General features: G+C 61.2%; 20 protein-coding genes. 19 read left to right on the top strand and 1 reads right to left on the bottom strand.

Features of this window, described 5'->3' with window-relative positions; genetic code table 11:
- Positions 1-16 precede the first annotated feature (16 nt).
- From kdpB to R9B84_RS30640, 10 genes are all read left to right on the top strand, one after another.
- Positions 17-2,065, top strand: coding sequence for a potassium-transporting ATPase subunit KdpB (gene kdpB / locus R9B84_RS30685; protein ID WP_423763517.1), 2,049 nt, complete (start codon positions 17-19; stop codon positions 2,063-2,065).
- Between the two features lie 80 nt (positions 2,066-2,145).
- Complete coding sequence (locus tag R9B84_RS30680) at positions 2,146-3,831, top strand: DUF4118 domain-containing protein (protein ID WP_423761212.1); 1,686 nt, start codon at positions 2,146-2,148, stop codon at positions 3,829-3,831.
- Positions 3,828-4,550 carry a response regulator gene (locus tag R9B84_RS30675; protein WP_423761211.1) on the top strand — a complete coding sequence of 241 codons (723 nt, stop codon included), beginning with the start codon at positions 3,828-3,830 and terminating at the stop codon, positions 4,548-4,550. Before R9B84_RS30680 ends, R9B84_RS30675 begins: the two co-directional genes overlap by 4 nt.
- A gap of 309 nt (positions 4,551-4,859) precedes the next feature.
- Positions 4,860-5,633 carry an ABC transporter substrate-binding protein gene (locus R9B84_RS30670; RefSeq protein WP_423761210.1) on the top strand — a complete coding sequence of 258 codons (774 nt, stop codon included), beginning with the start codon at positions 4,860-4,862 and terminating at the stop codon, positions 5,631-5,633.
- 175 nt (positions 5,634-5,808) lie between these two features.
- Positions 5,809-6,498, top strand: coding sequence for an ABC transporter permease (locus R9B84_RS30665; protein WP_047901535.1), 690 nt, complete (start codon positions 5,809-5,811; stop codon positions 6,496-6,498).
- Positions 6,495-7,208, top strand: coding sequence for an ABC transporter permease (locus R9B84_RS30660; RefSeq protein WP_047901534.1), 714 nt, complete (start codon positions 6,495-6,497; stop codon positions 7,206-7,208). Before R9B84_RS30665 ends, R9B84_RS30660 begins: the two co-directional genes overlap by 4 nt.
- A gap of 33 nt (positions 7,209-7,241) precedes the next feature.
- Complete coding sequence (locus R9B84_RS30655; protein WP_152862146.1) at positions 7,242-8,009, top strand: ABC transporter ATP-binding protein; 768 nt, start codon at positions 7,242-7,244, stop codon at positions 8,007-8,009.
- Between the two features lie 209 nt (positions 8,010-8,218).
- Entirely contained in the window at positions 8,219-8,653 is a 435-nt protein-coding gene (locus tag R9B84_RS30650; protein ID WP_423761209.1) for a cupin domain-containing protein, read from the top strand.
- A gap of 343 nt (positions 8,654-8,996) precedes the next feature.
- On the top strand, positions 8,997-9,134 hold the full coding sequence (locus R9B84_RS30645; protein ID WP_167347852.1) for an HHHH-motif protein: 138 nt from the start codon (positions 8,997-8,999) through the stop codon (positions 9,132-9,134).
- Between the two features lie 62 nt (positions 9,135-9,196).
- Positions 9,197-9,682 carry a hypothetical protein gene (locus tag R9B84_RS30640; RefSeq protein WP_423761208.1) on the top strand — a complete coding sequence of 162 codons (486 nt, stop codon included), beginning with the start codon at positions 9,197-9,199 and terminating at the stop codon, positions 9,680-9,682.
- 121 nt (positions 9,683-9,803) lie between these two features.
- On the opposite strand, the gene R9B84_RS30635 is transcribed toward R9B84_RS30640, so the two are convergent.
- Complete coding sequence (locus R9B84_RS30635) at positions 9,804-11,159, bottom strand: polyhydroxyalkanoate depolymerase (RefSeq protein WP_423761207.1); 1,356 nt, start codon at positions 11,157-11,159, stop codon at positions 9,804-9,806.
- 288 nt (positions 11,160-11,447) lie between these two features.
- Between R9B84_RS30635 and R9B84_RS30630 the strand changes: the two genes are divergently transcribed.
- The 9 genes from R9B84_RS30630 (at position 11,448) to R9B84_RS30590 (ending at position 24,043) form a co-directional block, all read left to right on the top strand.
- Positions 11,448-12,110 (top strand): glutathione S-transferase family protein, encoded by a 663-nt coding sequence (locus tag R9B84_RS30630; RefSeq protein ID WP_423761206.1) that lies wholly within the window; start codon positions 11,448-11,450, stop codon positions 12,108-12,110.
- A gap of 238 nt (positions 12,111-12,348) precedes the next feature.
- Positions 12,349-13,596, top strand: coding sequence for a cyclic nucleotide-binding domain-containing protein (locus tag R9B84_RS30625; RefSeq protein ID WP_423763516.1), 1,248 nt, complete (start codon positions 12,349-12,351; stop codon positions 13,594-13,596).
- 13 nt (positions 13,597-13,609) lie between these two features.
- Entirely contained in the window at positions 13,610-14,374 is a 765-nt protein-coding gene (locus R9B84_RS30620; RefSeq protein ID WP_423761205.1) for a flagellar motor protein, read from the top strand.
- Positions 14,375-14,413: 39 nt separating this feature from the next.
- Positions 14,414-15,073, top strand: a complete 660-nt coding sequence (locus tag R9B84_RS30615) for an OmpA/MotB family protein (RefSeq protein WP_423761204.1) — start codon at positions 14,414-14,416, stop codon at positions 15,071-15,073.
- Positions 15,074-15,231: 158 nt separating this feature from the next.
- Entirely contained in the window at positions 15,232-17,094 is a 1,863-nt protein-coding gene (locus tag R9B84_RS30610; RefSeq protein ID WP_423761203.1) for a methyl-accepting chemotaxis protein, read from the top strand.
- Positions 17,095-18,260: 1,166 nt separating this feature from the next.
- Complete coding sequence (locus tag R9B84_RS30605; RefSeq protein WP_423761202.1) at positions 18,261-20,642, top strand: hypothetical protein; 2,382 nt, start codon at positions 18,261-18,263, stop codon at positions 20,640-20,642.
- Between the two features lie 2 nt (positions 20,643-20,644).
- Complete coding sequence (locus R9B84_RS30600; RefSeq protein WP_423761201.1) at positions 20,645-21,652, top strand: hypothetical protein; 1,008 nt, start codon at positions 20,645-20,647, stop codon at positions 21,650-21,652.
- Positions 21,653-22,256: 604 nt separating this feature from the next.
- Positions 22,257-23,498: a dsDNA nuclease domain-containing protein gene (locus tag R9B84_RS30595; protein ID WP_423761200.1), complete on the top strand. Its 1,242-nt coding sequence runs from the start codon at positions 22,257-22,259 to the stop codon at positions 23,496-23,498.
- Entirely contained in the window at positions 23,495-24,043 is a 549-nt protein-coding gene (locus R9B84_RS30590; protein ID WP_423761199.1) for an ABC-three component system middle component 4, read from the top strand. The genes R9B84_RS30595 and R9B84_RS30590 overlap by 4 nt, the downstream gene beginning before the upstream one ends.
- The last annotated feature ends 30 nt before the right edge of the window (positions 24,044-24,073 follow it).

Below are 24,073 nucleotides of genomic sequence, written 5' to 3'. Positions count from 1 at the left end.
GATCAACCACGCGGCCATGCCGATCGGCGGCGTGCCGCCGATGCGCTGGACGGCCGTGCTGCGCGAGGCGTTCCGCAAGCTCGCACCGCAGGTGCAGTTGAAAAACCCGGTGATGTTCGTCGTCTATCTCGGCAGCATCGTCACGACCGCGCTGTGGCTGCAGGCGCTGACCGGCACCGCCGACGCGCCGGCCGGCTTCATCTTCGCGGTCGCGTGCTGGCTGTGGTTCACCGTGCTGTTCGCGAACGCGGCCGAGGCGCTGGCCGAAGGGCGCGGCAAGGCGCAGGCCGATGCGCTGCGGGCGGCGCGCAAGCGCGTGTACGCGAAGGTGCTCGACGAGCCGAAGCAATACGGCAGCACCAGCCATCGCGTGCCGAGCGACGAGCTTGCCGCCGGCAGCATCGTGCTCGTCGAGGCCGGCGACACGATTCCGGCCGACGGCGAAGTGATCGACGGCGTCGCGTCGGTCGACGAATCGGCGATCACCGGCGAATCCGCGTCGGTGATCCGCGAATCGGGCGGCGATTTCTCGTCGGTGACGGGCGGCACGCGCGTGCTGTCCGACTGGATCGTCGTCAGGATCACCGCGCAACCCGGCGAAGCGTTTCTCGACCGGATGATCGCGATGGTCGAAGGCGCGAAACGCGGCAAGACACCGAACGAGATCGCGCTGACGATCCTGCTCGTTGCGCTGACAATCATCTTCCTGCTCGTGTGCGTGACGCTGTTGCCGTTCTCGCAATTCAGCGTGCTGCTGAACGCGTCGGGCGCGGCCGTGAGCCTGACCGTACTGATCGCGCTGCTCGTTTGCTTGATCCCGACGACGATCGGCGCGTTGCTGTCGGCGATCGGCATCGCCGGGATGAGCCGCATGATGCGTGCGAACGTGCTCGCGACGTCGGGCCGCGCGATCGAGGCGGCCGGCGACGTCGACGTGCTGCTGCTCGACAAGACCGGCACGATCACGCTCGGCAACCGCGAGGCCGTGCAGTTCCGGCCGGCGCCCGGCGTGGACGAGCGCGCGCTGGCCGAGGCCGCGCAACTGTCGTCGCTCGCCGACGAGACGCCCGAAGGGCGCTCGATCGTCGCGCTCGCGAAACAGCGTTTCTCGCTGGAGATGGCGGCAATCGACGGCAGCATCGCGGTGCCGTTCAGCGCACGCACGCGGATGAGCGGCCTCGATATCGGCGAACGGCAGGTGCGCAAGGGTGCGGCGTCCGCGATCCGCGCGCACGTCGATGCGCTCGGCGGCGCGTTTCCGCAGGCGGTCGAGACGGCCGTCAACGACATCGCGCGGCGCGGCGGCACGCCGCTCGTCGTCGCCGACGGCTTGCGCGTGCTCGGCACGATCGAGCTGAAGGACATCGTCAAGCACGGGATCGCCGCGCGCTTCGCCGAGCTGCGCAAGGTCGGCGTGAAGACGGTGATGATCACCGGCGACAACCGGCTGACCGCGGCCGCGATCGCGGCGGAAGCCGGCGTCGACGACTACCTGGCCGAAGCGACGCCCGAAGACAAGCTGCGGCTGATCCGCGAGCACCAGGCGAAGGGCCATCTCGTCGCGATGACGGGCGACGGCACCAACGACGCACCCGCGCTGGCGCAGGCCGACGTGGCCGTCGCGATGCACAGCGGCACGCAGGCGGCGAAGGAAGCGGCCAACATGGTCGACCTCGACAGCAACCCGACGAAGCTGATGCAGGTGGTCGAAGTCGGCAAGCAGATGATCATGACGCGCGGCGCGCTGACCACGTTCAGCGTCGCCAACGATCTCGCGAAGTATTTCGCGATCATCCCGGCCGCGTTCGTCGCGACGTATCCGGCGCTCGGCGCGCTGAACGTGATGGGGCTGCACAGCCCGACGTCGGCGATCCTGTCGGCGGTGATCTTCAATGCGCTGATCATCGTCGCGCTGATTCCGCTCGCGCTGAAGGGCGTGAAGTATCGCGCTGAGCCCGCCGGGAAGCTGCTGGGGCGCAACCTGCTGATCTACGGCGTGGGCGGGATCGTCGCGCCGTTCATCGGCATCAAGCTGATCGACATGCTGTTGACGCCGTTTATCTGACCGAACGCGCCGTCGCGGCCCCGCTCACGCCCGCGCGGCGTGCGCGGGGCCGTTCGGCGTTTCAATTGCCGGAAGCGATCATGGATGTGAATGCGAACGTGAACGAAGCGAATCGACGGGCGAGGGTGCCGCTGGAAACCGCGTCAGGCCGCGACCGCTGGCGGCGCGTGCTGCGCGCGTGCGCGGGCATCGCCGAGCGCATCGCGGGCGCCGGGCCCGACACGCGGCCGGGGCTCGCGGTGCGGGAAGCGCACCCGCGCACGCACGTATGGGTATCGCAGTACGCGGCGCCGCTGCTGTGGGCCACGCTCGTTTGCGCGCTCGCAACGCTCGCGGCGAGCGCGCTGCTGCGCGTGTTCGACCTGTCGAACGTCGTGATGCTGTTCCTGATGACCGTCGTGCTGATCGCGTTGCGGCTCGGCAGGCTGGCCGGCGCGTGGGCCGCGTTCGTCTGTGTCGGCTGCTTCGACTTTTTCTTCGTCGAGCCGCGGCTGTCGTTCGCGGTGTCCGATACGCAATACGTGTTCACGTTCGCGTTGATGCTGGCCGTCGCGCTCGCGATCGGCCAGCTTGCGGCGCGCCTGCGCGCCGAGGCGCGCGCCGCGCGTGCGAACGAGAAACGCTCGGCCGCGCTCGCGCGTGTCGCGCACGATCTGTCGGCCGCGATCGAGACCGAGCAGATCGCGTCGATCTGCACCGGCACGATTGCGCCGCTGCTCGGCGTGCGCGTCGCGCTCGTGCTACCCGATGAGAACGACCGGCTGATGCCGACGCAACACGCAGGGTTCGTGGAAACGCCGATCGCACACTGGACATACGAGCATGCGCGCGGCGCCGGGTCCGGGATGGCGCCGTTCGAGCGCGCGGCCGCGCAATACCTGCCGCTGAAGGCGCCGATGCGCGTGCGCGGCGTGCTCGTGCTGTTCGGCGACGCGCAGCCGGTGCCCACGGACCCCGACGATCGCCGCCTGATCGACGCGCTGTGCTCGTCGATCGCGATGGCGCTCGAGCGCGTGCACTACGTCGGCGTCGCGCAGCACACGCTCGTCCGGATCGAAGGCGAGCGACTGCGCAACGCGCTGCTGGCCGCCGTGTCGCACGACCTGAAGACGCCGCTGACCGCGATCCGCGGGCTTGCCGAAACCCTGGAGCGGCCCGAGCGTCTGGCGGACGGGCAACCGGCGGCGCTCGCGCACGGCATTCGCAACCAGGCCGAGGCGCTGCACGGGCTCGTCGTGAACCTGCTCGACCTTGCGCGGATGCAGAGCGAAGGCGTGCGGCTCAATCGCGAGTGGCACATGCTCGACGAGATCGTCGGCAGCGCGCTCGCGCATTCGGCCGGTGTGCTGGCCGGCCGCGACGTGAGTGCCGACTTGCCCGCCGACCTGCCGCTGATCGACGTCGACGCGCTGCTGATCGAGCGCGTGCTGATGAACCTGCTCGACAACGCCGCGAAGTACGCGGGCGAGGACGCGGCCGTGTCGGTGCGCGCACGCGTGTTCGGCGAGACGCTGTACGTGTTCGTCGAGGACGACGGGCCCGGCTTCGTCGCGCGCAACACCGAGCCGCTGTTCGAACCGTTCGAGCGCGAACGCAAGGAATCGTCGATCAGCGGCGTGGGGCTCGGGCTTGCACTGTGCCGCAGCATCGTCAACGCGCACGGCGGTTCGATCCGCGCGGTGCCGCTCGATCCGCACGGCGCGCGGTTCGAGATTCGCCTGCCATTGGGCGCGCCGCCCGACATCGAACACGAGAGCCGAGCATGATCAGATCGCGCGTACTTATCGTCGAAGACGAATCCGACATCCGCCGTTTCGTCCGGATGGCGCTGGAACAGGAAGGGCTCGACACGTGCGAGGCGTCGACGGCCCGCGAGGCGCGGATGTATGCGTCGAGCAGCAAGCCCGATCTCGTGATCGTCGATCTCGGGCTGCCGGACGACGATGGCAAGGCGTTCATCCGCGAACTGCGCGAGTGGTCGACGGTGCCCGTGATCGTGCTGTCGGCGCGGCAGCAGGAAGTGGAGAAGGTCGCGGCGCTCGACGCGGGCGCGGACGATTACCTCGCGAAGCCGTTCGGCGTGCCCGAACTGCTTGCGCGGGCGCGCGCGCTGTTGCGGCGCGCGGCGTTCGTGTCTGCCGACGGGCAAGCGTCGTCGATCGTGCGGTTCGGCGACGTGACCGTCGATCTCGGCCGGCATGAAGTCGTGCGCGGCGGCGAGCCCGTCCACCTGACGCGCCTCGAATTCCGGCTGCTTGCCGCGCTGATCCGCGCGCGCGGCGGCGTGGTCGCCGCGCGGCAACTGCTGGCCGAGGTGTGGGGCATTCACGACGCGGATCGCGCGCACTACGTGCGCGTGTATATGACGAACCTGCGGCAGAAGCTCGAACCCGTGCCGGCGAGGCCACGGCACCTGCTGACGGAACTGCAGTTCGGCTACCGGCTGGTCGGGCTGGAAACGGTCGGCGCGACCCGTGAGGTCTAGACAAGTGACGCATGCCGTCCGGCCGCTCGCGTACGCATCGAGAAAGCCGGAATTCAGCATCGTGTAATCCATAATTAATTGAAATATAAGGAAATTCCCGGTCAGCGACCCTAATCGTCCGACAATTAGAGATAAACACGGATTGCTGGCGATACCCCTGAAAAGGCAAAGTTGTATGTACAACTTGGAGCGTCGCCAAGCAGGGCGATTTCCGGGTTGGAAGGGGTCGCGGCGGAGCCGCCGTGCCGGCAGCGCCGGTGCGGGCCGCCCGACGGGACCCCTGCCCAGTTCGCCTCTGACAGGAACGCCATGAAGAAACTCGCGCTCAGTATTGCCCTTGCCTGCATCGCGGTCGGTGCCCACGCCAAGGATTGGTCGACGATCCGGTTCGGCGTCGACGCCAGCTATCCGCCGTTCGAATCGAAGGACACAAGCGGCAAGGTCGTCGGCTTCGACGTCGATCTCGGCAACGAGATCTGCGCCCGCCTGAAGGCGAAATGCGTGTGGATCGAGAACGACTTCGACGGAATGATCCCGGCGCTGAAGGCGAAGAAGTTCGACGGCGTGCTGTCGTCGATGTCGATGACGCCGGCGCGAGCCGAGCAGATCGCGTTCTCCGACAAGCTGTTCAACACGCCGACGCGTCTCGTCGCGAAGAAAGGCGCGAACCTGCAGCCGACGGCCGAAGCGCTGAAGGGCAAGTCGGTCGGCGTCGAGCAGGGCACCATCCAGGAAACCTACGCGAAGACTTACTGGGCGCCGAAGGGCGTGCAGGTCGTGCCTTACCAGAACCAGGACGGCGTGTACCAGGACCTGGCGTCCGGCCGTCTCGACGCGGCGCTGCAGGACGCGGTGCAGGCCGAGATCGGCTTCCTGAAGACGCCGCGCGGCGCGAACTTCGATTTCGCCGGCAAGGATATCGACGATCCGAAGACGCTCGGCAACGGCGCGGGCATCGGCCTGCGCAAGGACGACGCCGAGCTGAAGGCGAAGATCGACCACGCGATCGCCGACATCATCAAGGACGGCACGTACAAGAAGCTCGAGAAGAAGTACTTCGCGTTCGACGTCTACGGCGGCTGACCGTCCATGCGGCGCGCATCGGCTGCGGTGCGCGCCGCGTCTGTTGCCGGGCGCCGCCCGCGTCACGGGATGCGTCGGGCTTGATGAGCAGGTTGCATCAGGTAGTGCGTAGATATCGTTTGATGCGCCGTTAATGGCTATTGACAATCCAGCCACATCGTTCTGGATCCCTTATATGATCTTCCAAGGATTTGGCCCGCTGCTGTGGGCCGGTACGGTCGAGACCGTGAAGCTCGCGGTGCTGTCGCTCGCCGCGTCGCTCGTGCTGGGGCTCGCCGGCGCGGGGGCGAAACTGTCGACCAACCGCGTGCTCAAGTCGATCGGCACCTTCTATACGACGCTGATCCGCGCGGTGCCGGACCTCGTGCTGATGCTGCTGCTGTTCTACGGGATCCAGATCCTGCTGAACAACGTGACCGACCTGATCGGCTGGGACCAGATCGACATCGACCCGTTCGTGGCCGGCGTCGTGACGCTCGGCTTCATCTACGGCGCGTACTTCACCGAAACGTTCCGCGGCGCGTTCCTCGCGGTGCCGCGCGGCCAGCTCGAAGCCGGCTTCGCGTACGGGATGAGCGGCTGGCGCGTGTTTCGCCGCATCCTGTTCCCGCAGATGATGCGCTTCGCACTGCCGGGCATCGGCAACAACTGGCAGGTGCTCGTGAAGGCCACCGCGCTCGTGTCGATCATCGGCCTCGCCGATGTCGTGAAGGCGTCGCAGGACGCGGGCAAGAGCACGCTCGATTTCTTCTTCTTCACGCTGGCCGCGGGCGCGATCTACCTCGCGATCACGACGGTATCGAACGTCGTGCTGCATCACCTCGAGAAGCGTTATTCCGTCGGCGTCCGGAGGCTCGCACTGTGATCGAACTCGTCAGCCAGTACTGGCAAAGCTATCTCTACACCGACGGCTACCGCTTCAGCGGCCTCGCGATCACGCTGTGGCTGCTGGTCGTGTCGATCGCGCTGGGCTTCGCGCTCGCCGTGCCGCTCGCGATCGCGCGCGCCTCGTCGAACCGCTGGATCTCGGGCCCCGTGTGGTTCTATACGTACGTGTTCCGCGGCACGCCGCTCTACGTGCAACTGCTGATGTGCTACACGGGCATCTACAGCCTGCAGGTCGTGCACAACCACGTGCTGCTCGACACGTTCTTCCGCAACGCGATGAACTGCACGCTGCTCGCGTTCGTGCTGAACGAATGCGCGTATGCGACGGAGATCTTCGCGGGCGCGATCAAGGCGACATCGGCCGGCGAGATCGAGGCCGGGCAAGCCTACGGGATGTCGCGCTTCAAGCTCTATACGCGGATCATCCTGCCTTCCGCGCTGCGTCGCTCGCTGCCGAGCTACAGCAACGAGGTGATCCTGATGCTGCACGCGACCACGCTCGCGTTCACCGCGACGGTGCCCGACATCCTGAAGGTCACGCGCGACGTCAATTCGGCGACCTACATGTCGTTCCAGGCCTACGGCATCGCAGCCGTGCTGTATGCCGCCGTCGTGTTCACGCTCATCTGGGCGTTCCGCAAGCTCGAGACGCGCTGGCTCGCGTACCTCTCGCCGCGTAGCCATTAATGCATTCGCAAGATTCGCAAGGAAGGACCAAGCATGTACAAGCTCACCGTTGACAACCTGCACAAGAAATTCGGCGACAACGAGGTGTTGAAGGGCGTGTCGATGAAGGCGAAGGCCGGCGACGTGATCAGCATCATCGGCTCGAGCGGCTCCGGCAAGAGCACGTTCCTGCGCTGCATCAACTTCCTCGAGCAGCCGTGCTCGGGGCAGATCACGATCGGCAGCGAGCCGATCCAGACCACGCGCGATCGTAACGGGGCGCTGCGCGTGGCCGACCAGAAGCAGCTTCAGCGGATGCGCACGAAGCTGTCGATGGTGTTCCAGCACTTCAACCTGTGGGCGCACATGACGGTGCTCGAGAACGTGATCGAGGCACCGATGGCCGTGCTCGGGATCGGCAAGGACGAAGCGATCGCGCGGGCACGCAAGTACCTGGAGAAGGTCGGCCTCGCGCCGCGCGTCGAGGGCATGTATCCGTCGCACCTGTCGGGCGGCCAGCAGCAGCGTGTCGCGATCGCGCGCGCGCTCGCGATGGAGCCGGAAGTGATGCTGTTCGACGAGCCGACGTCGGCGCTCGACCCGGAACTCGTTGGCGAAGTGCTGAAGGTGATGCAGAAGCTCGCCGAGGAGGGCCGCACGATGGTCGTCGTCACGCACGAGATGGGCTTCGCGCGCAACGTGTCGAATCACGTGATCTTCCTGCATCAGGGGAAGATCGAGGAGGAAGGGAATCCGCAGGAGATTCTCGTGAATCCGAAGAGCGAACGGCTCGGGCAGTTTCTGTCGGGGCGGTTGAAGTAAGTCGGCACGCAGCGTTGCGCACTGCCCGTGAGGCCGCCATGGCGTCACGGGCGATGCGGAGATTGAAGTACGCTTACAGTTGCGCGGGCGCATCCGTCAAAGGCCGCTGCGCGACACGCATGAGCGGTAACCTGCACGGCTTCGCGCCGTCGCAAACTGGAACGCTAAATGCTTGTCAGGCTCGATCCTTTCGATGAAGGAGCACCACGATGAGCACACCGACCACCACCGCCTTTTCCCATGTCAAGCCGCAGGACACCCCGTATCGGGGCGAAGGCCTGCGCGACTTCTTCCTGTATCGCGATCTCGGCATCGCGGCCGCGACGAACGGCAAGGTCGTCGCGCAACTCGTCAGGGCGAATCATGCACCGACGGCGGGCACCGGCTGGCACCGTCACGAGGCCGAGTTCCATATCGTGATCATGCTGAAGGGCTGGGCGCGCTTCATGTACGGCGAGCAGGAAACGCTGGTGTCCGCCGGCGACTGCGTGCATCAGGCGCCCGGGATCGTCCACTACCTGTTCGACTACTCGCCGGACATGGAGTATCTGGAGATCGTCGGGCCCGCCGATTTCAAGTCGATCGACGTCGAAGGGCCGTGCGCCGTGCCCACGCCGACGCCGTGGGGAGAGACGGGCGCATAGCTGCCCGGTTTCCCGACGCGCGCATGCGTCGGCCGATGCGCATCGTGCGCACGTTTGCGACAAACCGCCTTCGGGCGGTTTTCGTTGATGCTTCCCGGAAGCCTCTGCTGGCTCCGCTGACACCCACGACCTGCTTTCCCCGTCGATCCGTTCATTCGAATTCCGAAGGGTCGCGAAGCTGAAGATCCGGAAAGAAAGGAAAGACATTCGTCAGCTTCGCGTGACGATTTGTTACGTGGTGTCAAAGATCGTCAATTGCGGGCTGCACGGTGCACGGCCTGTCGACGGCCGGCGTTAAGGAGGTACCAGCCGGATCACTGGCTGACCTACCCGGGAGAAATCCATGAAGCGTATCGCGAAGATCCTGACGGCCACCGCAGTGGCGTGCGCCGTTCTCGCTCCGGCGCTTGCCGAAGCCCATTCGCACCGCGTGTGCCATTTCGACCATCACCACCATCGCGTATGCCGCTGGGTGCGGTAACCATGGCTTTCGCCCGGGATGTCCGGGACGCTTTCATCATTCAGGCAAATCAGGAGAGGACTATGAAAAAGACGATGTTGATCGCCGCGCTGGTCGCCGGCATGGGTGTGTCGATCGGTGCGTTCGCGCAGGTTCCGGCCAGCGCGCCGGCCGGCACGACCGGTCTGTGCAAGGACGGTTCGTTCTACTCGGGCGCGTCGAAGAAGGGCGCATGTGCGGGCCATAAGGGCGTGAAGACCTGGTACGGCGCATCGTCGGCGGCGGCAGCCAGCGCGCCGGCCGCGATGGCGCCGGCAACGGCGGCTTCCGCTGCCGCTGCGTCCGGTGCCGCGCCCGCGAAGAGCGCCCCCGCGAAGAGCGCCTCCGCGACGACCGCCGCTGCGGCGCCGGGCGGCGGCGCGGGCAAGGTGTGGGCCAACGACAGCACGAAGGTCTATCACTGCTCGACCGACAAGTTCTACGGCAAGACGAAGCACGGCAGCTACATGTCGGAAGCGGATGCGAAGGCCAAGGGTTTCCATGCGTCGCACGGCAAGGCCTGTTCGTAACGCGGGCCGGGCGCGCGAGTTCATTCGCTCGCGCGTCGCCTGAAGGCTGTATTCAATCTCGCCCCGCCACCCCGGCGGGGCGATTCATTTGCGACGCCGGCGGGTGCATCGCCGCACGGGTTCAGTGCGTGTGATGCGCTCGCGTTTCGGTCGCCGCATCGTGTTCGGTTGCGCGCGCATCGATCAGTGCACGCAGCGTGACGTAATGCGTGCCTTTCGCGTTGCCTTCCGCATCCGCGGTGCGATCGTACGGTTCGTTGTCGTGGATCGTCGCGCGCACGATCGGATAGATCTGCGTTTCCCATCGGCTGCCGTTGAACACGCCGTAGTGGCCCGCGCCCGTCTGCACGTGGTGCGTCTTCAGATACGGCGGCAACCCCGAACACAGCTCCTGCGCGGCCACCGTCTGGCCCACTGCGCAGATATCGTCCTTCTCGCCTTCGATCGTCAGCAGCGCGGTGCGGTGAATCGCCGCCGGTTCGACGAGCCTGTCGCCGACCGTCAGTTCGCCGCGCGCGAGCGCGTATTGCTGGAACACCTTCTCGACCGTCTCCAGATAGAACTCTGCGGTGAGGTCGGCCGTCGCGAAGTATTCGTCGTAGAAGTGCCGAAGCGTGTCGGCTTTCGCGGGGTCGCCTTTCGCGCGCTCGTAATACAGGTCGGCGAACGAAGCCGCATGCCGGTCGGGATTCATCGACATGAATGCGCCGACCTGCACGAAGCCCGGATACACGCACCGCTGCGCACCGACGAAGCCGGCCGGCACGACGCTGATCAGGTTCTTCGCGAACCATTCGATCGGCTGGCTCGTGGCGAGCGCGTTGACCTTGGTCGGATTCACGCGGCAGTCGATCGGGCCGGCCATCAGCGTCAGGCTCGCGGGCTGCGCCGGATCGCCGCCGGCGGCCATCAGCGCGACCGCCGCGAGCGCGGCGACGGTCGGCTGGCAGATCGCGAGCACATGCGCGTCCGGGCCGATATGGCGAATGAAATCGATTACATGCTCGACGTATTCGTCGAAGCCGAACCGGCCGGCCGTCAGCGGAATGTCGCGCGGGTTGTGCCAGTCGGTGATGTACACGTCGTGATCGGCCAGCATCGTGTGCACCGTGCCGCGCAACAGCGTCGCGAAATGCCCGGACATCGGCGCGACGATCAGCACGCGCGGCTGTCGCGCGACCGGCCGCGCCTTGCGGAAATGCAGCAGCGTGCCGAACGGCGTGGCCGCGGCCGCTTCCTCGACGATCGGCACCGTTTCTCCGTCGACGACGATCGACGCGATCCCGAACGGCGGACGCCGATGCGAGAACGCGCAGCATTCGAGGAGTTCGCACAGCGCGTCGAGCATGCGGCCCGTCGGCGTTGACGTAGATGGGGGCCACAGCGACATCGTCGCGCGTGCGGTCGCGGCCCATGCGCGCGCCGGGCGCAGGCATTCTGCAGACCATTGGTAAAACGGATAGGCAAGCAGGTTCATGGCCGTCGCTCGTTGCGCTGCGTTGCATTGAACGAGGCAAGCCGTGTGCCAGCGTGTAGCTGGCACGCGCGTTGCACGCGGTTCGGTCATGCGGCGGCTCAGGCGGCACGCGACCACCGGCGGCCGAGCGCAATGCGTTGCCGCACCGGTCTCGCGAGCCGCCCATGCCGCGACACTGTGCGGCGCTGCGCCAGTTCGGCGAATGCGCCGCACAGGCGTGGTGCGGGTGACGGGTGCGGCGTCCGCTTTCGGTGCAGGGGCACGAACGGCTTTCAGCAGGGGAGCGACATGGAATCAACCGGACAGACGACGCTGACCATCAGCAGCCGCAATTACTCGTCGTGGTCGATGCGCGGCTGGCTGCTCGCGAAGCTGAGCGGGCTCGCGTTCGAGACGGTCAGCGTGCCGATCGATGCCGCGTCGCGTGCGGAGCTGCTGCTGCTGTCGCCGTCGATTCTCGTGCCATGCCTGACGCACGACGGCAACAAGGTGTGGGATACCCTCGCGATCGCCGAATACCTGAACGAAATCCACCCGCAGGCGCGGCTGCTGCCTGAAGGCCGGCGTGCGCGCGCGCATTGCCGGTCGATCTGCGGCGAGATGCATTCCGGGTTCAGCGCGTTGCGCTCCGCGCTGCCGATGAACCTGCGCGCGCATTTCCCCGGCTTCCGGATCTGGTCGCGCGCGCAGCACGACATCCAGCGGATCGTGACGATCTGGCACGAGTGCCTGGGCGCGTATGGCGGCCCCTGGCTGTTCGGTGCGGAGATCGGCATCGCCGACGCGATGTATGCGCCGGTCGTCACGCGCTTCCTGACCTACGACGTGAAGCTCGAGCCGGATATCGCCGAGTACTGCATGCGTGTGCTCGCGCATCCGTTCGTCGCGGAATGGATCGACGCGGCGAAGGCGGAGCAGGAAGACATCGACGAACTCGACATGGAGTTCTGATGCGCGCGATCGCAGTGCGCTTTCAATTGCATAACACGCGTGCGCATCGAAACGAACTTTCCGATGCAGCCGCGCAATGCGCAAACGTTTTACCTTGATTTCGGGTTAAACCGAGTGCGAATCCCCTAAAGGATGTTGAGCCCGATGACGTAAACGAGTCACGGGGATGACTCGCGACACGCATGCTTGCGACGTGCGGCGCGCAGTCCGCAACAACCAGCGCAGCAGGGGAATCGACGTGAATCGTCAGCAATCGTGGACGCGTACAGCGGCGCCCGGAGAAATCATTTACTCGGAGGGTTTCGCGGGCGAACCCGTGATCTTTCTGATTACCGACGGCAAGGTCGAGCTGTCCACTCGATGCGACGACAAGCGCGTCATCGTCGCGACGCTCGGCCGCGGCGAGTTCTTCGGCGAATCGGCGCTGCTCGCCGCCGAGCCGCGCGCCCATACCGCGAAGGCGCTTTCATTCTGTCAGCTCACGGTCGTGCCGGCCGGCATGCTTGATGAAGAAATCGAACGCGTGTCGGCGCTGCTGCGCCATATCGTGCGAACGATGATCCGGCGCGTGAAGCGCAAGGACGACCAGCTCGCGACCTACACGCATGCGGACTTCATGCCCGGCGTGCTGTCGTATGCGCATGTGCTGTCGCTGATGGCCGGCGCCGATGCGCGCGAATCCGGCGACGCGTGGGCGCGCCGGCCGATGCAGGCCCATGCGACCGAAACCTCGGTGCCGCTCGCCGAAGTGATCCGCAAATGCCGCGCGATTGCTGGCCATTCGCGGCCGCACGTGCTCGCGATGCTGCGACGCATGGAGAAGCTCAATCTCGTCACGATCGAAGCCGCGCAGGCCGACCATGCCGGCGGTGCAGCCGACTATGCGGCTTCGTCGGATGCGCGCCAGGTCGTTACGTTCGATGCCGCGCGCGTGATCGACCGCGCGCAGCAGGTTGCCGATCACGATCTCGACCTGTCGATCAACAGCGAACTCGAGCTTATCGAACTGGCCGATCTCGAATCGCTGATCGGCGTCGAGAAGACGCTGTTGCTCAACAAGCTGTCGAACGGCGAGATTGCCGAAGAAGTGTTCGCGTTCCGCAAATCGAAGGTGCTCAGTTACGTCGAGCAAAAGGGCGTTGCGTACTTCTCGCGGCGCAACGCGCGTCGCGGCGGCGACGTGCGCGCGCTGGAGGATCTCGTGTGGGTCGACCAGCGCACGCTGTTCGACGTGATCAGCGCGTTCGATACGTACGATCTCGCGAAGCTGATCGCGAACCTCGACGATCGCGCGGTGGCCGACAAGCTGTTTTCCGTGATGACCGAGGCGCGACGCAACGAAGTGTCGTGGGTGATGCGCCGCGAGCTCAAGCTCGATCCGATCGAGATCGAGGATATCGAGCAGCGCGTGCTGGATGCAGTTCGTGCGGCCAAGGCGCCTGCGACGGGCGCGGCGTCCGTCGCGTCGGATGCGTCGAATACGTGACACGGGGAGGCGTATGGATCTGTTGACCTTGGCCGGTGTGGTGCTCGGCGGCGCGGCGATCGTGTTCGGTTTCGCGCTCGAAGGCGGGCATTTCACGATGCTGTTCCAGTTCGAGGCGCTCGTCATCGTGCTCGGCGGCACGCTCGGCGCGGTGATGATCCAGAACACCTGGGCACGCTTCTTCGACGCGGTGAAGCAGTTGCGGCTCGCATTCGTGCGTGCGCGCGAGGTCGATCGCAAGAACCTGTCCGACCTGCTCGAATGGGGCGATCGCGCGAAGCTCGACGGGCTGCTCGCGTTCGAATCGATGGACGTGAGCGGCATTCATCCGTTCGCGCGCCGCGGGCTCGAACTGCTGGCGAACGGCGTGTCGACCGCCGTGCTCGAGGATGCATTGCAGCGCGAACTCGACGCGTACGAGCGCAGCCGCCTGGCCGCTGCGCGCGTGTGGCAGCAGGCCGGCGGTTATGCGCCGACGTTCGGCATTCTCGGATCGGTGCTCGGGCTCGTTCAGGTGACGAGCCATATTCTCGAACCGGCGCAACTCGGGCCGGGCATCGCGATTGCGTTCATTGCGACGCTGTACGGGCTGGCGTTTGCGAACCTCGTGTTTCTGCCGCTTTACGGCAAGCTGCGCGCGCAGATCGATAGCGAACTGCGGTTCCGCAAGCTGTATCTCGACGGATTGCTCGCGATCTCGCGCAAGGAGTCGCCGCATACGATCGAAACGCGGCTGACCGGTGATGTGCGTGGGCGCGCGGCGGAATCGCTCGCGTGATGTGCCGCGTATTCGGTACGACAAACAGGGATCTTCGGCATGACAGCCCGAACTGACGGCGCGTCCGCCGCCGATCGCGATGGCGACGAACTCGAAGGCGCGCAGTCCGGACGCTGGCTGATTTCGTACGCGGATCTCATCACGACGCTGATGGTGCTGTTTCTCGCGCTGTATGTGCTCCAGCTCGCGAAATACAACGCGCTCGATGCGCGATACCAGACGCTTGCGCGACATACCGGTGGCGCTACGAGTACGGCAGTGCCCGAACGCGCGCCGGCCTGGCTCGCATTGCTCGATTCGTTGAAGACGAATGGCCGGATTTCGCTGGTGAAAGCGCCGCACGGTGTCGAGATCGGCATCGACGCGAAGATCCTGTTCAATGTCGGCGATGCGCGCTTGCTGCCCGATTCGTCGCCCGTGCTGAACCAGATCGCGCAGGCACTGAGCGAGCACGCGACCGGCGACATTCTCGTCGAAGGGCATACGGACAGCGTGCCGATCGCGAATGCGAAATACGAATCGAACTGGGAGCTTTCGTCGGCGCGCGCAGGGAGCGTCGTGCGCTACCTGACCGAACGCGGTGTGGCGCCGCACCGGCTCGCGGCGATCGGGCGGGCCGATACGCAGCCGCTCGTGGCGGGCGACGATGCGGCCGCGCGGGCGCGGAATCGGCGCGTGACGATCTTCGTTGCGTATTGATTCACGCTGATCCTGCGGGTATAGGCGGCCGCATATGCCCGCCTGTCAACGACATAACGAATCTCGCATGATCGATATCTGACATCAGCGATGCGGTTCTGCGCGTGCATGCCGATAACCCAATCTGGCTCAGACCGAGCGGTTATCGAGGGTTCCCCATGCATTTCTGGCGCAAGCTTTCCATTCAGAACAAGCTGATTCTCAGCATGACGAGTTGTCTGCTCGTGTTCGTCGCGATTTCGAGCGGACTGAGCATCCGCCTGATCGGCAACGCGGTGCGCGATCGCGTCGTCCGCGAAGAGTTGCCGACCGCCGTGAACGGCATCCGCGCCGACGTGCAGCGGCAGATGGCCGGGCCGATCGCCGCGTCGCGCATTCTCGCGCGCGATGTGTTCCTGCTGCAATGGGAAGCTGATGGCGAACCCGACGCCGGCACGCGCAACTGGATCCAGCTCGCGAAGAACGTGAAGGACGAGCAGAAGGCGGCGTCCGTGCAGTGGGTGTCGGTGAAGAGCGGCAACTACTACAACGAAGCCGGCCTGCAGCGGAAGGTCACCGACAAGGATCAGTGGCTGACAAGCTTCCTGTCGTCCGGCAAGGCGTTCGACGTCAATATGGATCGCGAGGTGACCGTCGGCGGCTACATGATGTTCATCAATAGCCGCGTGGAACTCGACGGCGTGCCGATCGGCGCGGCGAGCATGAGCCTGTCCGTCGATGCGCTCGCGAAGGGCATCTCGGCATACCGGATCGGCGAGACCGGGTTCGCGTATCTCGTGCGTCCCGACGGCGCGATCATGATGCATCGCGATACGTCGCTGATCGACGGCAAGCATTTTCTGAAGGATCAGCATGGGCTGCCTGACGATGCGTCGTCGACGCTGCTGGCCGGCAAGCCGTATGCGTACCTGAGCTACAACGGCGACGGCGGCGCGCGGTTCATCGCGACGTCGTTCATTCCGGAGCTGAATGCGTATGTCGTCGTCGAGGTGCCGCAGGCGGAACTGCTCGGGCCGGTGACGCGCGCGATTCGTAGTGCGGCGCTGGTCGCGGCGGTGGTGGGGCTTGGGGTTGCACTGATCGTGATCTGGCTGGTCGGGCGCGCGATTGCGGCGCCGATTCGGCGTGCGGCTACGTTGCTTTCGGAGATTGCGAGCGGTCAGGGTGATCTGACGCGCCGGATGACGGTCGAGAGCCAGGACGAGATCGGGCAGTTGTCGGATGCGTTCAACCGGTTCGTGTCGTCGCTGTCTACGCTCGTTCACCGGATTCGGGCGGCTTCGGCGTCGATTGCGACCGGGTCGGCGCAGATCGCTTTGGGGAATGCGGATCTGAGCGAACGCACCGAAGGGCAGTCGAGCAACCTGGAGCGGACGGCTTCGTCGATGGAAGAGATCACGGCCGTGGTGCGGAACAACACCGAGACGGCGACGACGGCTGCGAAGATGATTACTGGCGCGTCGGATACGGCGGCGCGTGGCGGGCAGGTGGTGGGTGAGGTTGTTAGCACGATGGAGCAGATCAGCAATGCGTCGCAGCGGATCTCCGAGATCATTGTGATGATCGACAGTATCTCGTTTCAGACGAATATTCTTGCGTTGAATGCGGCTGTGGAGGCGGCGCGGGCGGGGGAGCAGGGGCGTGGGTTTGCTGTCGTTGCTTCAGAGGTGCGGAATCTGGCGCAGCGTAGTGCGCAGGCCGCGAAGGAGATCAAGGCGCTGATCGAACATAGCGCGGGGACGGTGAATACCGGGTCGCGACTGGTTAGCGAGGCGGGGAAGGTGATGAGTGACGTTGTTTCGCAGGTTCAAGGCGTTAGCGCGATGATGAGCGAGATTGCTGAGGCTAGCTTGGAGCAGAGTGCCGGGATCGACCAGATCGGGGATGCGGTGCAGTCTTTGGATCAGATGACGCAGCAGAATGCGGCTTTAGTGGAAGAAAGCGCGGCGGCGGCAGAGAGTTTGAAGCAGCAGGCGGCGGAATTGACCACGCTGGTTTCGGCTTTTAAGGTGGATGGGTAAGGGCTGGTTCGACGTTTGGAGTTGGGGTGTTTCTGAGGCGGCTGCCATGGGGGCACGGTGCCCGTTTTTTGTTTGTCAGTGCTGGATTTGGCGGCGTTTATAGAAATGAAACGCATTTCCAGATTGAAGGTTGCGGTGAGGGCGAAAGTTGCCGGCTCGCCGACGGATTCCCATTTGGAGTAGCGTGAGAGGGTTGCGCCGGAGGTTGGCAGCTAGGATGGAAGATCAGGGCGGATCTGGACAAGAAATATGCGGCCAAGGTGAATGCAAGGCTGGTTAAGCTCGTCGGGATGGCCACGGCAAAGCGGCTTTCTGGGAAAGCGGGGAGCAACGTGCAAGACGTTGTTGCCGATGCTGAGATGACGCCGGGGCTGGATGGGCTGTTCGTGAAGGCGGATAATGGGATGGTGAGTTTGCTCGTTACGACGTTTCGCTTGTGAAGGCTTAGGCAAAGACGGCGGATGTAGGGCTCAAGTCAGCGGGTGATGTTGCCGTTATCTTCGATAATGCGGTTTTTATACGGATTATTCGCTGACCATGCGGCGCTTCTGTTTGCCGAACATTACGGTGAATGGAAACCAGCTGATGCTGTGGTGAAGGCGTCGCTGATCGGGGAAAGTTAGGATGGGGTACCGGAGGGGCGAATACGTTGGCTATCTCTATCAAGCAAGGGGAGCCTCTAGTCGTGATGGGGATTGAATGATCGTTTCGGTGTGTGAAGTGCATAGCTAAATTTTAATGTAAATAAAAATTCTTGTTACGTCATTTGCCGATCCCATGTCTTGCATCAATGAATATGTATTTAATATTGTGAATGTCGAGGTGATTGGAGAAGTTGCTGCCTATTCAGTAGCTGATTTTTTGTGGCGGAAGTTAGAAAAAATATTGCCGATATCGGTACTATTGAGGGCTGTCCCGCTATCGAGAATTATTTTGAATTGCATGACGATAGAAATTGTGTGTAAAGTGACTATCATGGTTGGATTTCCGTTGCTAGCTATAGCATCCGGCATACATATATTTTTTGTTTTTTCTTAAGTCTGCATAATTTCGTCACGCATAAAGTTTCTCGAAAGACAATAGATAACGCCCGTCAAGGGTAGGGGAAGAGTGATATGGCAACAATTGGTGCGAGTACTCGCCAAAAGATCGCGGAAATTTCGGCGATGATCGACAACAATCTCGTTGGTGGGGCATCGGAGGAGTTGTCAGGATTGATGAAGGCGACGCCAAAGGATTCGTTGGTGCTGCTCCAGCCAGATCTCACGATGCTGATATCACGTTTTCAAAAGAAGCGACGCAGGATTCTGCTCGAGGAATTACAGTGGCGGTTGACGCACATACATCAGTTGCCAACTACAGTTCCTTTTGATCTGAACATCGAAGCAGCACTGCCTCAAGGACGGCAGGCAGCTATGCTTTCAAAGCGATACTCAGCTCGTCTTGACGAATTGCGGGACCGGCATATCTTCCAGTGGGCTACCTATTACCGCGATACTTTCCTGTTTATTTTCGGTGATGCGCGCGATAGGCTGGCCGGGTCAGCGGAGTGGCATCAAGAAATTGAAAAGGTCGGCTGTGTTGTAGTTGATCACGCATCCGACATTTTTGGTCAGGGATTTCAATATCAGATTGAAAGTGGTTTGTCGGAAGATTTCGCTGAAATTAAATCGATAAGTGGGCTGCAGAAATTCCTCTATCTCGTGATCTCTATATTTATGGAGCAAAGAGAGGGTGTGTCGGATGCAAGAGACGCCGAAATTACATGGAGTCTTGCCTCGACGTTACTCACGGGAATTCTTAGCGGTTTTGGTAAGGCGACATACGGGGCGGACCCGGGATGGATGCTTTTGGCCCGAAATTTGAATAATTGGCTGCCAGCATTAGGATTTGCGCGTGGTACAGAGGTGCTAAATCTTATTGAGGAGTTTCCTGATGAGTACAGGAGTAACAACGTCTACATAACTATTGTGCCGGCTCTGTTAGGAATCGAGCGTTTAGCCCATAGATTCCATGGAGACGATGTCTTTCTTCCACGATTGAGCCGGCTGTCGATCGGATATGCTGAGCGACTGGACCTCACGCTCACGATTCGTAATCAAGGGGCTAGTCAAGAGCTGTTAGTTTCTAGCTATTGCAATGGAATTATCCAACAAGCGTACCACCTGAGTGAAGCACTCGCACTGCGTGCTGCTGTGGTCATTGGACAACTCGATCCAATGCTGGCTGAAAACGATCAGTCGTCACGCGTGCTCAATGCAAGCGAAGTGAAGCCGACTTCGGAGCAGGTACACAACTTTGCAGAATTGATTGATTCAGAATTGCATCGACAGGTCGCCGCTGATGCGGCTTCGCGCGATTCAAGTGTCCTGAACCGCAACTATGCCAGAGAGTTCCCTTTAGAGGACCCAGATTTTCGTAAGCAATTTTATGTGCAACGATATAGCGTTAAACGTCTGCTGGAGGATCTTGAAGGTGGAGCCGGCGTTCACCTGTGGTGTAGTGTTCGCCGCTCCGGCAAGACAACAGCTGCAAGCAGTCTCGCTGATCTAAGTGGTCGGCTAGTTGTCGTTGTGCAGACGATGGACCACCAGCCACATCAGATCGAGCAAAATATTTTTGCTCGCAAGATTGAAGAGGCGCTGTCATCACAGGACGCGATCGGTCCCAATTTCTTCAAATCGATGGTCGACGAATGCATCCTTACTACGACAGCTGTGGATGTGAAGGACAGGAAAGTGGTATTCATAGTCGATGAATACGAGACGCTTTTCGGTTTGATCGATGCATTTGTTGATCGTGATCCAGGACTCCGTTTCACCGTCGCACTACCGTTACTCAGCCAGATGGTGGCTTTTGCGGCGAAGAACCTACTTATTTTTATGGGGCAACGTCCTGACGCACACCTCATTCTCTCTGCTCAAAATCAGCTTAGCCCGCTTGTTAGACAATATAACTTCCCGCTGTTTGAGCATCATGCGGGTGCTGCTGATACAGAATTTACACAGCTTTTGCGTCGTGTGCTGCAGGAACCTCTTCCATTTGATCCATCGTTTTCAGATGCAATATATGAAGAAACCAATGGACATCCTTACTTAACCGTTAATTTAATGATCGATTTTTGTGATTGGCTTATTTCAACGGGATTCAAACCGGGTGGTGCACCATTGGGCGCGGGACAATTTGCGAATTTCACGAAAGATAGGTTGACACTCGCTGCGCTGCAGCGTAGCCCACACTATGCGTTTTTTCACGGTATGCTGGCGGAGTATTCCAGCGAGCGCGGACGAACAAAGGAACCATGGCTTTCTGCTATTACTAACGTGTTGCAAGAAATGGCGAGAAAACACCCGAAGGTGTTCGCCTGTTCTGTAAATAGTTTTAATCTGATTGCTGCTCCTTACGGGCAGGGAATACGCATGACACCACAGAGATTCTTGGCTAGTGCCTCAATGTCTAACTTTCTGCGAGATCATGGTGGCCAAGTAACCCCGGGTGTGCGGCTGATGGCGCGTCTGGCTGCGTCTGTTACGCCGAGGATCAATTGATTATGGAATATACGGCACCTAGAGTTTTCGAATTGCTTGCAGGTATCCCCTGGCGACAGGATAACGTATTGCGTATTTTCTGGGTTCGGTACTCGGAGGGTAGTCGAGATGCGTTCGCCCAGGATATTTCGAAGGTGGTCGGTTTAGAGGGCATTGTTGCACTGACTGTTCGCGATGACGGGTTCCGGAACGCAAACGCAGTTCTCTCCGACGTGCAGCGGCTGTTCACGACTAATCAGTCGGCTTTTGAATTTTGCCGCAAACAATCAGCTCAACGTATCTCCGTGATATTGCTAGGTAAGGACGAATTTCAGTTGCCACAGGGATCGTCACCGATAACGTTGCCTCGTTGGTTTCCGGTCGCGCCAGGCCGTGAAACTTACTTCGAAATTGCCGACTTAGCCATGAATGCGGAAGCTGCACTACTTGATTGTCCAGAGGCAAGAATTGAGCAGATAGCCGAGTTCACATATAGACTGGAGGCAGCACTCGTCGAGCGTGTCGCTACGCTTCAACTGTCTAATAGTGATAGATTGCGGCGATTCGTTAGCACGGCGCATGGTGGTGGTGAAATTAGCGACTGCGCAACATGCGTGATGGACTATCGACGTGAACTCGCGCTGACAGCCGATCCTCGGGCATATCGGCCCAACGCCGCAAAGGAGGCAAAATCATTAATTTCTCGAATGTTAAAATTGGTATTAAACAATTCGCCTAAGCAAATAAGTATGTTTGCGCAGATTTTTGCTGAGTGCTTCGAGAATTCGGATCATATAAGGCTTAAGCCGACGTTGTTCGCCGTCATGCTCAGGCCTACATCAAAAATGAGTGTTCAGGTGTCGAATTGGCACGCCATCATGCTCGCCTTCTACCAGTCTTACCAACTTATGAACAGTGCGGCTCATGCAGGCGAGTATCCGAACTATTCGATTTCACTCCAGTTTGTCAGTTCCGTTGATCTTCGTTCGTTCCTCGCGGCGGCACGACCTTATGTTGATGCCTTGAATTGAATTGCCTCTCTCGAATGCGGTCCTATTGGTTGGCTGTCGGCGCAGGCTTTTTTTTTGCCAGATGCGATTGAGGGAATCGAAGTCTAATTGAAACTTTTCGAGAAGGTCGACCGGAAGGTTGAGGCGCCCCTTGCTTGAGTGCTGTTGCTGTTCGTTTGCTCGTTGCACGTGGGTGTCTCATCGGAGACACTATCGGCTTTAGGAAAATTTTTCCGTGGGTAAGGCGAGTTTATTGCCCGGAGACCGAAGTTCGTTTTTTGAGGCAGCATCCGAAACTACTGCCGTGACACTGGCACTTAAGAATGTGCTGAGCGAGCGGGTCCTGGGCGGCTAGGTGAGCCACCATCTTGGCTATCCGTCAGACGCCGCCAAGCCGAGTGCTGTGACGAATCAGTGCAATGGCCGTGTGCCAAACAGTCCTGGCCGAGGACGGCCCGGTCCGTATCGGGGTGCCTCGCGATTGCGATGATAGGATGTCAAAACTCGGTCGCTTCATCACATGAGAGAATATGGCGAACGCTGAAGTTGCGAGGTCGTACTTTGCCAACCTGCTAGCGTGATGTAACGAGATAACAGCAACGACCAATAAGTCGAGAGACCACAGATGAGTATCGTATCCGGACCTGACACAGTCTTGGCAACAGGTGATCCTGGTGACGAAACCGCGCGCCGCTTTCGATACCAGTGGATCTACGCAGCGATTACCTGCTGCTTACTGCTCGACGACTCGGAGGATACGCATGAGGTTTTCTGCGAGCACCATGAAGATGTGCTCGTGAAACGTCGAGATGGGCGGTTCAATGGTCTGCAGATCAAGACGCGGGAAATTTCGCAGCCGGCCTGGAAGACAGACGATGAGGCTGTCGTCAATTCATTCAGCAGGTTTTGCAGGCTCGAGAGCCAGTTCCCCGGCCAGTTTCTAGACTTTCGTTTCTTGTCCAATCATCCCCTGTATGCAGGGCGAAACGGGAAAGATATTCAGTTTGTTTTGCGCGGGTTTAAAGCAGCTAGCGCTGCAACTGCTGGATCTGCTATCACTGCACGGTTCGCAAAGAAAATTGCACAGGCCGCCGGATGCGATATTGCGGTCGCACAACAAGTACTCGCCAAAACGAATGCTGACGATACGTTACCAAAGCTGCAAGATGCGCTTACGCGCTTGATCGATGCGCTAATGAACACATGGCCGCGCGGCCAAGATCTGACCTATCCAGTTGTGAAGAAGGCGGCAACTTTCCTCTCCGACGAATGTTGTCGAGCGTCTTCCCTGGCGCACCAAGATTTGTTGCCCGCCTACCTACCTGCGAGTGCGTCTCCTCAGGCAGCCGAATTGAAAGCACGCATTGATGCAAAAAGATTCGACCGGGCGCGACTGCTCTCGATTCTCGAAACAGGCATCAATAGCGTTGCTCCTTTGGAAGCGGATCCGGCATCTCTCGTTCGACCTGGTCTCGGTAGCAGCGACCTTCTCAAAAGGAAGCTCGATGCGGGTGGCTTTTCTGTTGTCTCCCGGAATTCTGCGGTCAATTTGCGCGACAAAGCCGAGTTTCTCGGGATCGCGTGGACAAACAAGTACGGCCATGAAAAGGGCCTGCAGCGATACGGCCACATCAGATCCCTCGTCCTTAGCGACTCCGCCGATGCCTACGAAACGACAAAAAAGGACGATGCGCCGTTCGGACTCGACATGCTTAAGAAATTGCGCAAACGCATCCGCCGTCGCCGACAGGATGGGGCACAGTTGTATGAGTGCTCGGATGAGCATCTTGAGGGCATTGCGTACTCCCTGACCTCCGAATGCGAGGTCGATTGGAGCAAAGATCGCCCTTGGGAGGATGAGTCATGAACTTAGTCCGTGCCCTTGTCGACCTCGACCAGTCCCGTGACCTGCATCTCGCACGTATTCTGGTGCTACTTCATGCCTTTTCGGAGGGTACGGATGGGGGGCCGATAGAAGGCATCACAAAGCTCGCGAAGCTGGACTTCCTCATTCGGTATCCGGCCATGCTCGAGCGCGCACTGCTTGCTCGCGGGAAATCGATTCGAGATGTTCAACTCGAAGACCACGAGCGATACAGCGTCGAATCTCAAATGGTCCGTTACCGATTTGGACCTTGGGATCATCGATATCGAGACTTCCTCAACGTTCTCGTTGCCAAGGGGTTGATCTCTCTATCGATCGAAGGTCGAACGATCGTTATCTCGCTGACGGGCGAGGGGCAGCGTATATACAGCGACCTGATTCGAAGTCCACTGTTTGAGGTGATTTTCCGGCGAGCCCGATCTCTTAAAAGGAGCATCGATCTCAGTGCTACGAACCTCATGCGGTTCATCTACGACACGTTTCCCGAGATCGTTTCCCTACGCGCCAACAAGCCCATACCAACATGAGAGTCCAGCTAAAGCAACTACGCGTGCACA

It is taken from the genome of Burkholderia sp. NLJ2 (assembly GCF_049487195.1).
In the GTDB taxonomy this organism is placed as follows: Bacteria; Pseudomonadota; Gammaproteobacteria; order Burkholderiales; family Burkholderiaceae; genus Burkholderia; species Burkholderia pyrrocinia.
The sequence above is the reverse complement of the archived record's forward strand: the minus strand, read 5'-3'. Positions and strand labels throughout refer to the sequence as shown.

Excerpts from the sequence above, each read along its gene's own strand:
- R9B84_RS30620 (WP_423761205.1), top strand. The coding sequence starts at position 13,610 with ATGGATCTGTTGACCTTGGCCGGTGTGGTGCTCGGCGGCGCGGCGATC.
- R9B84_RS30610 (WP_423761203.1), top strand. The coding sequence starts at position 15,232 with ATGCATTTCTGGCGCAAGCTTTCCATTCAGAACAAGCTGATTCTCAGC.
- R9B84_RS30675 (WP_423761211.1), top strand. The coding sequence starts at position 3,828 with ATGATCAGATCGCGCGTACTTATCGTCGAAGACGAATCCGACATCCGC.
- R9B84_RS30680 (WP_423761212.1), top strand. The coding sequence starts at position 2,146 with ATGGATGTGAATGCGAACGTGAACGAAGCGAATCGACGGGCGAGGGTG.
- R9B84_RS30650 (WP_423761209.1), top strand. The coding sequence starts at position 8,219 with ATGAGCACACCGACCACCACCGCCTTTTCCCATGTCAAGCCGCAGGAC.
- R9B84_RS30600 (WP_423761201.1), top strand. The coding sequence starts at position 20,645 with ATGGAATATACGGCACCTAGAGTTTTCGAATTGCTTGCAGGTATCCCC.
- kdpB (WP_423763517.1), top strand. The coding sequence starts at position 17 with ATGCCGATCGGCGGCGTGCCGCCGATGCGCTGGACGGCCGTGCTGCGC.
- R9B84_RS30590 (WP_423761199.1), top strand. The coding sequence starts at position 23,495 with ATGAACTTAGTCCGTGCCCTTGTCGACCTCGACCAGTCCCGTGACCTG.
- R9B84_RS30605 (WP_423761202.1), top strand. The coding sequence starts at position 18,261 with ATGATCGACAACAATCTCGTTGGTGGGGCATCGGAGGAGTTGTCAGGA.
- R9B84_RS30635 (WP_423761207.1), bottom strand. The coding sequence starts at position 11,159 with ATGAACCTGCTTGCCTATCCGTTTTACCAATGGTCTGCAGAATGCCTG.
- R9B84_RS30655 (WP_152862146.1), top strand. The coding sequence starts at position 7,242 with ATGTACAAGCTCACCGTTGACAACCTGCACAAGAAATTCGGCGACAAC.
- R9B84_RS30670 (WP_423761210.1), top strand. The coding sequence starts at position 4,860 with ATGAAGAAACTCGCGCTCAGTATTGCCCTTGCCTGCATCGCGGTCGGT.
- R9B84_RS30645 (WP_167347852.1), top strand. The coding sequence starts at position 8,997 with ATGAAGCGTATCGCGAAGATCCTGACGGCCACCGCAGTGGCGTGCGCC.
- R9B84_RS30640 (WP_423761208.1), top strand. The coding sequence starts at position 9,197 with ATGAAAAAGACGATGTTGATCGCCGCGCTGGTCGCCGGCATGGGTGTG.
- R9B84_RS30595 (WP_423761200.1), top strand. The coding sequence starts at position 22,257 with ATGAGTATCGTATCCGGACCTGACACAGTCTTGGCAACAGGTGATCCT.
- R9B84_RS30630 (WP_423761206.1), top strand. The coding sequence starts at position 11,448 with ATGGAATCAACCGGACAGACGACGCTGACCATCAGCAGCCGCAATTAC.
- R9B84_RS30665 (WP_047901535.1), top strand. The coding sequence starts at position 5,809 with ATGATCTTCCAAGGATTTGGCCCGCTGCTGTGGGCCGGTACGGTCGAG.
- R9B84_RS30615 (WP_423761204.1), top strand. The coding sequence starts at position 14,414 with ATGACAGCCCGAACTGACGGCGCGTCCGCCGCCGATCGCGATGGCGAC.